The sequence below is a fragment of the Streptomyces durocortorensis genome (genome assembly GCF_016901035.1).
Classification (GTDB): domain Bacteria; phylum Actinomycetota; class Actinomycetes; order Streptomycetales; family Streptomycetaceae; genus Streptomyces; species Streptomyces durocortorensis.
In genome coordinates this window covers 1-9,518 of the sequence record NZ_JAFEUF010000068.1, presented here as the reverse complement: position 1 = coordinate 9,518, position 9,518 = coordinate 1, and the positions used below count along the sequence as shown (strand labels likewise).

At 72.0% G+C, this 9,518-nt stretch carries 13 protein-coding genes; 8 read left to right on the top strand and 5 right to left on the bottom strand.

The genetic code is table 11. The features are described from left to right. The first annotated feature begins 212 nt into the window (after positions 1–212). Entirely contained in the window at positions 213–410 is a 198-nt protein-coding gene (locus JS521_RS15620; RefSeq protein ID WP_205083594.1) for a hypothetical protein, read from the top strand. 50 nt (positions 411–460) lie between these two features. Here JS521_RS15620 and JS521_RS15615 read toward each other — a convergent pair whose 3' ends face one another. Then, on the bottom strand, positions 461–934 hold the full coding sequence (locus JS521_RS15615) for an NUDIX hydrolase (protein WP_205083593.1): 474 nt from the start codon (positions 932–934) through the stop codon (positions 461–463). Positions 935–1,030: 96 nt separating this feature from the next. Here JS521_RS15615 and JS521_RS15610 point away from each other — a divergent pair, with 96 nt between their 5' ends. Then, entirely contained in the window at positions 1,031–1,639 is a 609-nt protein-coding gene (locus JS521_RS15610) for a GNAT family N-acetyltransferase (protein ID WP_205083592.1), read from the top strand. Between the two features lie 148 nt (positions 1,640–1,787). On the opposite strand, the gene JS521_RS15605 is transcribed toward JS521_RS15610, so the two are convergent. Beyond that, positions 1,788–2,084, bottom strand: coding sequence for a hypothetical protein (locus tag JS521_RS15605; protein WP_205083591.1), 297 nt, complete (start codon positions 2,082–2,084; stop codon positions 1,788–1,790). 213 nt (positions 2,085–2,297) lie between these two features. Here JS521_RS15605 and JS521_RS15600 point away from each other — a divergent pair, with 213 nt between their 5' ends. After that, positions 2,298–2,534 (top strand): DUF7683 domain-containing protein, encoded by a 237-nt coding sequence (locus JS521_RS15600; RefSeq protein ID WP_205083590.1) that lies wholly within the window; start codon positions 2,298–2,300, stop codon positions 2,532–2,534. A 70-nt stretch (positions 2,535–2,604) separates the two neighbouring features. Here JS521_RS15600 and JS521_RS15595 read toward each other — a convergent pair whose 3' ends face one another. Further along, positions 2,605–3,180 (bottom strand): MSMEG_1061 family FMN-dependent PPOX-type flavoprotein, encoded by a 576-nt coding sequence (locus tag JS521_RS15595; RefSeq protein ID WP_205083589.1) that lies wholly within the window; start codon positions 3,178–3,180, stop codon positions 2,605–2,607. Between the two features lie 242 nt (positions 3,181–3,422). Between JS521_RS15595 and JS521_RS15590 the strand changes: the two genes are divergently transcribed. From JS521_RS15590 to JS521_RS15575, 4 genes are all read left to right on the top strand, one after another. After that, entirely contained in the window at positions 3,423–4,490 is a 1,068-nt protein-coding gene (locus tag JS521_RS15590) for a FecCD family ABC transporter permease (RefSeq protein ID WP_205083588.1), read from the top strand. Continuing rightward, positions 4,487–5,575 carry a FecCD family ABC transporter permease gene (locus JS521_RS15585; protein ID WP_205083587.1) on the top strand — a complete coding sequence of 363 codons (1,089 nt, stop codon included), beginning with the start codon at positions 4,487–4,489 and terminating at the stop codon, positions 5,573–5,575. The genes JS521_RS15590 and JS521_RS15585 overlap by 4 nt, the downstream gene beginning before the upstream one ends. 1 nt (position 5,576) lies before the next feature. After that, positions 5,577–6,437, top strand: a complete 861-nt coding sequence (locus JS521_RS15580) for an ABC transporter ATP-binding protein (RefSeq protein ID WP_205083586.1) — start codon at positions 5,577–5,579, stop codon at positions 6,435–6,437. Between the two features lie 70 nt (positions 6,438–6,507). After that, positions 6,508–7,539, top strand: a complete 1,032-nt coding sequence (locus JS521_RS15575) for an iron-siderophore ABC transporter substrate-binding protein (RefSeq protein WP_205083585.1) — start codon at positions 6,508–6,510, stop codon at positions 7,537–7,539. Positions 7,540–7,616: 77 nt separating this feature from the next. On the opposite strand, the gene JS521_RS15570 is transcribed toward JS521_RS15575, so the two are convergent. Next, positions 7,617–8,234 carry a YceI family protein gene (locus JS521_RS15570; RefSeq protein ID WP_205083584.1) on the bottom strand — a complete coding sequence of 206 codons (618 nt, stop codon included), beginning with the start codon at positions 8,232–8,234 and terminating at the stop codon, positions 7,617–7,619. 241 nt (positions 8,235–8,475) lie between these two features. Here JS521_RS15570 and JS521_RS15565 point away from each other — a divergent pair, with 241 nt between their 5' ends. Continuing rightward, on the top strand, positions 8,476–9,000 hold the full coding sequence (locus JS521_RS15565) for a hypothetical protein (protein WP_205083583.1): 525 nt from the start codon (positions 8,476–8,478) through the stop codon (positions 8,998–9,000). 61 nt (positions 9,001–9,061) lie between these two features. Here JS521_RS15565 and JS521_RS15560 read toward each other — a convergent pair. After that, positions 9,062–9,518 (bottom strand): peptidoglycan-binding protein (locus tag JS521_RS15560; protein ID WP_205083582.1); only part of this gene is annotated, 457 nt, incomplete at its 5' end.

The window sequence follows — 9,518 nt, the reverse complement described above, 5'->3', positions numbered from 1 at the left end:
GCCCTGTTGGGGGGGGTGGTGGTAACCCGGGGCGGGGGGGTGTTGCAACCATGGGGGTTCCCCCCCGGGGGGCCCCCCCCCCCCCCCCCCGGCGGGGGGGGGGGGGGGGGGGGGCCTGCGGCGTCCACCTGTTCGGTCGCCTGCGTACCGAGGGCCGGAGGAGGCCGTGCCGGTCGCCGGTTCTAGGCTGGCCGCGATCCCAGGGGGCGACGATGCAGCGATACGACTGGTACGGCGGCGAGGAGTCCGAGCGGAACCCGGACGCCGAGGCCGAGGCGCTCAAGGCGAAGGTGCACGCCGGTATCGCGGGAGGCTGCGGGCTGACGGTGCTGCTGGCGGTCGTGGCGGGCGTGGTCCTGCTGGGCGTGGTGGTGGCGGCGATCTGGGCCTGGAGGTCCAGCCGCCACTGATCCGGCCGGGCGGTGATCCCGTGGCGCGCGCCACCGCCGCCCGGCCCTCCTCAGTGCTGAACCAGGCCGCCGACCGGGACAGGGCCGACATGTCCGGAGGGCGGCAGCGTCCGCGCGAGATCGAGCCCGATGTCCACCAGCGAGGACCGGCGCAGGCGAGCGACCTCGGCGACGGGGGTCCACACCGACGCGGCGGTGTCGCCGTTCGGCTCGGGACGGAGCCGGCCGCCGGTGACGCGGACACCGTAGAAGACGCCGACGTTCTGCAGCTCGGGCGCGCCGGGCAGGCGGCGCTCGCCCGCCGGGACCACCCGCGAGTCCACGCCGAGCAGGCGCTCGACCACGGCCTCCAGACCGGTCTCCTCGGCGACCTCCCTGATCACCGTGTCGAACGGGTCCTCCGCGTGCTCGACCCCGCCGCCCGGGAGGGTCCAGGTGCGGTCGCCGTCCGGGCTCACGGCGAGAGCGAGCAGCACCCGGCCGTTCTCGATGCACACCGCGTACGCGGCCAGTCGTCGGTCCATCGCGCGAGGCTATCTCCGGTGGCCGGTGGCCGGTGGCCGGGGCCATGTCCGGCGTCCGAGGACCCTCCTCACCGTTCAAGATCATCAACGTGCAGAATGACCCGTATGTCGATGACGAACACTCCGCAGGCGGCCACGCTCGACGACGCCCCGGAGATCAGCCGCACCCTGGCCCGCGCCTTCGCCGACGACCCGATGATGGGGTGGTTCTTCCCCGGCGGGGCCTCGCGCGAGCCCGACCTGGTCCGGTACTTCACCACGATCTTCACCCGGCAGTACGGCCGCCACGGGGTGTGCGAGCGCACCGCGTCCGCAGCCGCGTTCTGGGTGGCGCCGGAGGGGCAGGAGAAGTCCGTTCCCGACGCGGAGACGGTCGCGGAGCTGGAGGTGATCCTCGGCGACCGGGCACCGCTCTTCCGGGACGCGGTCGCGGCCGCCGCCGAGCAGGGCCCCAAGGAGCCGCACTGGTACCTGGCGGTCGTCGGCGCGGACCCGGCCGCCCGGGGCCAGGGGCACGGGGCGGCGCTGCTGCGTTCCGGGCTGGCCAAGGCCGACGCGGCGGGCCTGCCGGTCTACCTGGAGTCCTCCAAGCCGGACAACCTGCCGTTCTACGAGCACTTCGGCTTCGCGGCCCTCGGCGAGGCGCGACTGCCGGGTGGCGGGCCGCTGTTGTGGGTCATGCGGCGCGAACCGCAGGCCGCCTGACCGGACCTGACGGGACGGGGGGATGAACGCTCCCTCGGTGGCAGGAACGATTCTTCGGGGTCGGCCGAGCAGGTGGCGCAACAGGCCGGGTGCGCGACAGGTCGGGGAGTGCGGTGAGCCGGGGTGCGTGCTGAGCGGGGGAGCGCGGTCATTCGGGGAGAGCGGTGAAGAATGCTTTCTCCGCTCGGGGCCGCGCTCCATCTCCCTCTGCTCGCCCGCCCGGCGAGCGGCGGGCGTCGGACCAGATGGCCTCCAGGCCGAGGGGGCGGCCCAGGTCGTGACTGCTCCAGGGCTGCCAGGGGTCCGCCACCGCGGGCGAGTCGCCGTGCGGCGGCGCCCCCGGCGGGGCGTCGCGTTCGATGCCGTCGAGTCGCCGCTCGAACTCCGCCTGGAGGCGGTTCATCGTGGCGAGGAAGTCCCTGAGCAGGATGGTTTCTTCAGTCATGGGTCGGCACACTTCTCTGCGAGACTTCGGCTGTCACATCCCGACAACGACAGGGCCCGGCCGAGGGGACGCGGCATTTGGGTGGGCGTGCGGGGAGGTGACGCACCGGCGCGTACGGGGAAGCTGCGCGCCTCCGGGTGACCGGCTGACCCCCTCCGGTGCCCGGCCGGGGGCTCGGGTGCCTTGGGGCGCGGAAACGGAATGAGAGATCGCATGATCGTCAGGTACGTCATCGAGCGCTACCGCAAGGGCGAGGATCGCCCCGAGGGAGAGACGGACGTGACCGCCGTCGACAGCCGGGCCTTGGCGGAGATCTTCGGCTGTCCTCATGACCGGTTCGTCGACGTCTACGCGGTCGAGCCGAGGCACGCCGGAGGGCTGGCCGCCTTGACGGGGCTGGGTCTCGACCTCAACGCGTTCGACTATTTTCTGTCCGTCACCGCGGATTAGAGCGCGGCGGCATGCATGCTTCCGGCCGAGGCCGAGGACGGGATTCCTGCCCAGCGGGCCGCGCCGCCGGTCACCCCGCCGCTTCCTCCTCAGCACCCGCCCACGTCTCCGGCGCCCACACCCCCGACCGCTTCAGCGACGCCGGGCAGTGGCGGAAGATCTCGTCGATCTCGACGACCAGGGCGAGCTTCGGGCGCTGGCCCTTCAGCGTCATCGCGTCGAAGAACGGGGCGTCCGTGAAGATGCGGGCCCGGCCGTTGACGCGCAGGACGTCCATCGCGCCCGGTATCAGGTAGAGCAGGCCCACGCGCGGGTTGGCCAGGATGTTGTGGAAGCTGTCCGCGCGGCGGTTGCCCGGGCGGTCGGGCAGGGCGATCGTGCCCCGGTCCAGGACATGGGTGAAGCCGGGGGTGTCGCCGCGCGGGGTCGAGTCGCAGTTGCCGTCCGCGTCGGACGTGGCCAGGGTGCAGAACGGCGAGCGGGCCAGCAGCGCCAGGTCGTCGTCGGTGAGCCGGTCGTGGACCTTGTCGATGACGATCGGGTGCGGGGTGCCCAGCAGCTCGCGCAGTTCGTCCGCCGAGCCCAGAGGCACGGCCCCGGCCAGCGGACCGGTGGCGGGGGCGGCGGGATCGGCGGCGTACGACAAGGAAGTGCTCCGGAGCTCGTGGGGTGCGGCAGCGCACCCTCGAACGGGCGCTGTTAGGGTGACCTTACTTTGGGCCCCTCTGTGTTCCCAGGCCGGGGTGACCGGCCGACGCGGGTGGCCCTCGCGCGACAGCGCGGGCGGGCGGAGCGTCCCTCGCGCGACCGCGCCGACGAGCGACTGACGAACAAGGGTGAGGGACGAACAGTGCACCACCGCATTCCGGCTGCCCCGGTGGCCGGGTCGTGAGCGGCGCGGCCCTCCTGGAGAAGGAGAAGCCGGCCGGCGACGGCAAGGAGACGCGGCGCAAGCGCAGCCGCCCCGTGCTCGCCCTCGGACTGCTCGCCGCCCTCGCCGTGCTGTTCCTCACCGCCGTCGCCAGTCTCGCCATCGGCTCCGGAGATGTGCCCTTCCGTGACGTCGTCGACGGGGTGCTCGACCCGGACGTCTCCGTCAAGGGCCAGCTCATCGTCCAGGAGGTCCGCATCCCGCGCACCGTCGCCGGGCTGCTGGCCGGTGCGGCGCTCGGCCTCGCGGGCACGGTGATGCAGGGCGTCGCCCGTAACCCCCTCGCCGACCCCCAGCTCCTCGGCATCAACGCCGGCGCGTCCGTGGCCGTCGTCTGCTCGATCACCCTGTTCGGGTTCACGGTCGCCACCCAGTTCATCTGGTTCGGCTTCCTCGGTGCGCTGCTCGCCGCCCTCCTCGTGTACGGGGTCGGCTCCCTCGGGCGGGAAGGCGCGACGCCGGTGAAGCTCGCCCTGGCCGGGGCCGCGACCGCCGCCGTCCTCACCTCGATCACCAGCGCGATCCTGCTCCAGGACCGCGGCAGCTACGACCAGTTCCGGTTCTGGCAGCTCGGCGCGCTGACCGCCCGCAGCTCCGAGGTGCTGTGGCAGGTCTCGCCGTTCATCCTGGTCGGCACGGTCCTCGCCCTGGCCCTCGGGCCGCAGCTCAACGCCCTCTCCCTCGGCGACGACCTGGCCCGCGGTCTCGGCCAGCGCGTCGGGGCGATCCGCATGGTCTCCGCCCTCGCCGTGGTGATCCTCTGCGGCGCGGCCACCGTCGTCGCCGGGCCCATCGGCTTCGTCGGGCTCGCCGTACCGCACGCCGCCCGCCTCATCACCGGGCCCGACTACCGCTGGGTGCTCCCGTACAGCATGGTGCTCGCCCCGGTCATGCTGCTCGTCGCCGACATCGTCGGCCGGGTCATCGCCCGCCCCGGCGAGGTGCAGGTCGGCGTGGTCACGGCCGCGATCGGCTGCATCCCCTTCATCTGGCTGGTCCGGCGCAGGAAGCTGGTGGAACTGTGAGCCGGGCATCCGTCGTCACCAAGAACACGACGCACGCGGACGACGAGGGCCTCGCCGACGCCGTACGCCAGGTCTCCGCCGTACGCGGCCGGGGGCTGCGCCGCTCCTTCCTCGTCGGGGCCGCGCTGCTGGCCGCCGTCGTCGTCATGTTCGGCGTCTCGCTCAGCTTCGGCGACATGGTCATGCCGATCGGGAAGGTCGTCGCCACCCTGTTCGGCGGCGGCGACGGCGGATCGCAGTTCGTCGTGCTGGAGCTGCGGCTGCCCCGCGCCCTCCTGGCCGTCCTCGTCGGCGTGGGCTTCGGGCTCTCCGGAGCCGTCTTCCAGACCGTCCTGCGCAACCCCCTCGCCAGCCCCGACCTCATCGGCATCAGCGCCGGGGCCAGCGCGGTCGCCGTCACCGCCGCCCTGCTCTTCCAGGTCAGCGGACTCGCCCTCTCCGCGAGCGCCCTCACCGGCTCCCTGGTCGCCGGAGCCGTCATCTATCTGCTCGCCTGGCGGCAGGGCGTCGCCGGACAGCGCCTGGTCCTCATCGGGATCGGCGTAGGCATGGGGCTCTCCAGCATCGTCTGGTACGTGATGGCCCGCTCCGAGGTCACCGACGCGCAGGAGGCGTTCCGCTGGCTCGCGGGCAGCCTCAACGGCCGCTCCTGGAGCCAAGTGTGGCCGATGCTCATCGCCCTCGGCCTCCTCGTACCGCTGACCGTTCTCGCCGCCCACGCGCTGCGCCCGCTCCAGCTCGGGGACGACGCGGCCGCCGGGCTCGGCGCGAAGGTCGAGAGCGGCCGGCTCGCGCTGCTGCTCTGCGCGACCGCGCTCGCCGGGGTGGCGACCGCCGCCGCGGGGCCCGTCGGGTTCGTGGCGTTCGTCGCCGCCCCGATCGCCCGCCGGCTGGTCCCGGGCCGGGGCGCGGCCCTGCCGCAGGCGGCCCTGACCGGGGCGCTGATCGTCCTGGTCGCCGACTTCGCCGCGCAGCACGCGCTGCCCTCCGTACAGCTGCCGGTGGGCGTGGTCACCAGCATCATCGGGGCCCCGTACCTGCTCCTGCTCCTGGCCCGCGCCAACCGCGTGGGCAGCGGGGGCTGAGATGGCTGAGCAGACACTTCAGAAAGACGATGACGAAAGGCGTGGCCCTGTCGTGGCCGAACACACTCTGGAAGCCCGGGACGTCCGGCTCGGCTACGGCGAACGCGAGATCGTCCCCGGTCTGAGCGTGGCCGTGCCACCCGGGAGGATCACCGTCATCGTCGGCCCCAACGCCTGCGGGAAGTCGACCCTGCTGCGGGCCATGGCCCGGCTGCTGGCCCCCTCCGCCGGGGCGGTGCTGCTGGACGGCCGGTCCATCCAGGAGATGCCGACCAAGGAGGTCGCCTCCGTGCTCGGCATCCTCCCGCAGAGCCCCACCGCACCTGAGGGCATCACCGTCTCCGACCTGGTCGGGCGCGGCCGCTACCCCCACCAGGGCTGGTTCCGCCGCTGGAGCGCGGAGGACGACCGGGCGGTCGCGCAGGCGCTGCTCTCGACCGACGTCCTGGAGCTCGCCGACCGGTCGGTGGACGAGCTGTCCGGCGGCCAGCGCCAGCGGGTGTGGATCGCGATGGCGCTCGCCCAGCGCACCGACATCCTGCTGCTCGACGAGCCGACGACCTTCCTCGACGCCAGCCACCAGCTCGATGTCCTCGACCTGCTCACCGACCTCAACCACGAGCAGGGCGTCACCATGGTGGCCGTGCTGCACGACCTGAACCTGGCCTGCCGGTACGCCGACCACATGATCGCGATGAAGGCGGGGCGGATCGTCGCGGAGGGCCGGCCGGTCGACATCGTGACGGCGGAGCTGGTCGGCGAGGTCTTCGGGATGCGCTGCTCGGTGATCGAGGACCCGGCGTCGGCCACCCCGATGGTCGTGCCGCTGGGCCGCCACCACGTGAAGGACCCGGCTGCCTGAGCCTCGTACGGGAACGGTGGGGGTCAACCCGATGGCACCGTTGTCATTAGGTGAGGCTAACCTAAAGGGTATGAACGCTTCCGCTCCCCGCGCCCGGCGCGCCCGCCGCACCCCCGTCCTGGTGGCCGGTGCCGTCGCCGCCCTGCTCGTCGGCCTCTCGGCCTGTGGCTCGTCGGACGACTCCGACAGCTCCGCGTCCTCCTCCGCCTCCGGCGGTGCCTCCGAAGGCGCCTTCCCCGCCAAGGTGGCGACCAAGTTCGGCGAGGTCACCGTCGACAAGCAGCCCAAGCGCATCGTCGCGCTCGGCTGGGGCGACGCCGAGACCGTGCTTGCGCTCGGCGGCCAGCCGGTCGGGGCCAGCGACTGGCTGCCGTTCGGCGGTGAGGGCGTCGGCCCGTGGGCCAAGGGTATGTACGACAAGAAGCCCGAGCTCATCGGCACGATGGAGCCGGAGTTCGAGAAGATCGCCTCCCTCCAGCCGGACCTGATCCTGGACACCAAGTCCAGCGGCGACCAGACCCGCTACGACACCCTGAAGAAGATCGCCCCGACCGTGGGCGTGCCGAAGGGCGGCGACCAGTACAAGCTCTCGTGGGAGCAGCAGACCACGATGATCGCCGCCGCCATGGGCGTACCGGAGAAGGGCAAGGAGCTGATCGCGGAGACGGAGAAGAAGTTCGAGGCCGCCGCGAAGGCCCACCCCGAGTTCAAGGACAAGACCATCACGGTCGGTTCGCGTACGTCCGAGGGCTTCGGCGTCTACGTCGGCGGCACCGGGCGCATCGACTTCGTCGAGCGGCTCGGCTTCAAGAACAACCCGAAGGCCGAGGCCCAGGCCGGCGAGGGCTTCTCCGTGTCCGTCTCCAAGGAGAACCTGGACCTGCTCGACGCCGACCTCACGGTCATGACCCCGATCGGCATCCCGGCCACGGACATCAGCAACGACCCGCTCTACAAGGCCGTCCCGTCGGTGAAGGCGGGCAACGCCATCGTCTTCGACGACAAGGACATCTCGCAGGCGTTCGCCACGGACTCGGTCCTGTCCGTCTCGTACGCGCTGGAGAAGGTCGTCCCGCTCTTCACGGAGAAGGTCGCGAAGTAGTCGGCAGCCGTACGCACGCGCAGCGCCCCGTCCCGGGAGATCCGGGTGCGGGGCGCTGCGCGTGCGTGCGGAGGAGGTCAGGCGGCGGGGGCGGCCTTGATCGCGGAGATGTCGAAGGTCAGCTTCACCTTGTCGCTGACCATCACGCCGCCGGTCTCCAGCGCCGCGTTCCAGGTCAGGCCCCAGTCGGAGCGCAGGATGTCGGCGCTGCCCTCGAAACCGACGCGCTCGTTGCCGTAGACGTCGGTGGCGGCGCCGTTGAACTCCAGGTCGATGGAGAGCGGGCGCGTGACGTCCTTGATGGTGAGGTCGCCGGTGATCCGGTACGCCTCGCCGCCCAGCTGCTCGGCCTGGGTCGAGCGGAACGTCATGAGCGGGAACTTCTCGGCGTCGAAGAAGTCGCCGCTGACCAGGTGGCCGTCGCGGTCGGCGATGCCGGTGTCCACGCTGGCGATCTTCACGTCGATGGAGGCGGAGGAGTTCGCCGGGTCCGTGCCGTCCAGCGCCAGGGTGCCCTCGTGCTCGCCGAAGGAGCCGCGCACGTTCGTGACCATGGCGTGGCGCACGGTGAAGCCGATGCTGCTGTGCGCCGGGTCCAGGGTGTACGTGCCGGTCAGCGCGGCCAGCGCCGGGTCCACCGCGGGTGCCTCGGCGGCGGTGGCGGTGGCGGTCGACTTGCGGTTGAACAGAGCCATGGCTCCTCCTCGGGGGACGTGTTCGTGGAGGTTGTTTAACCTTCAACGAGATTGACTGTAGCTCCATCTTGTTCAAAGTTCAACCTTTCGGTGCGTGTCGCGCTGACCGGTGTGGCGACGGTGGGTCTCGGGCCCTCTGGCGACGCGCGTAGAACTCGGGCACTATCTCCCTGCCCCCGGTGTGCGCGGACCCCCGTGCCCGCACACCCACTGTTTTGTCATGAGCAGGAGGAATCCCCCCATGGTGACCCGTCCACGTCTCCGCTCCGCCCTCACCGCCCTGGCCCTCGTCCTCGGCGCACTCTTCGCGCCCGGGATCGGCGTCCTCGGCGGCGGCGCCACCGAGGCGCACGCCGTGACCAAACTGACCCACGCGCAGGCGACCTCCCGGTTCAGCTCGTCCGGGATCACCTGGTCGTCCTCCGGCGGCTGCTCCAACCGGAACAACCCCACCTGCACGTCCTTCGACCAGCTCAACCTGCCGAGCGCCCAGGGTGCGCAGACCCTCAAGAGCGCCACCGGCTGCGCGATCCGTATCACCGGCGGCACGGAGACCGGGCACGCCGGCGGCACGTACTCCCACTGGAACGGCTACAAGCTCGACTTCGCCAAGAGCACCTGCCTGAACAACTACGTCACCGGCACCTTCACCTACATCGGCACCCGGGGCGACGGCGCCCGCCAGTACCAGTCCGGCTCCGGCAACATCTACGCGGACGAGGGCAACCACTGGGACGTGACCTACTACAACTGCGGCGGCTGCTGACAGCGGCCCTCCGCCGAGGGGGCCGTCCCGCCCCGGGGCGCCCCCCCCCGCTGCTCAGTGCCTACGGGATCGGGGCGGCGTCCGGGCCCTCCTCCTCCAGCAGGTCCCGGGCGAAGTCCTCCCACTGCGCGTACCGGTCCGGGTAGGCGGACCGCTGGACCGCCTGGCACACATCGCCCGGCTCCATCGACTCCCAGCCGTCGATCTGGAGCAGTCCCGGGTTGGCGCTGGGCGAGGGCAGTCCGTAGAAGGACTTGGACGCGGTCGGGACGTGCGTGATCTGCGCCGGCGTGCCCCAGCCCATGCTGGGCCGCTGCTGGAAGACACCGAGCGAGTCGTGGTCGACCGCGGAGGTGTAGTTGACGAACTTCGACTCCTGCATGGCCGCCATCAGGGCGATGACCTGGGCTTCCTCCGAGAGCTCGGCCCCCTTCCCGACGCCGATGACCGTCCGGGCGTGGGCGAGCTGCTCCGGGCCGAGGTCGGACGGGGCGGCGAAGAACGTCCGCAGTTCGCTG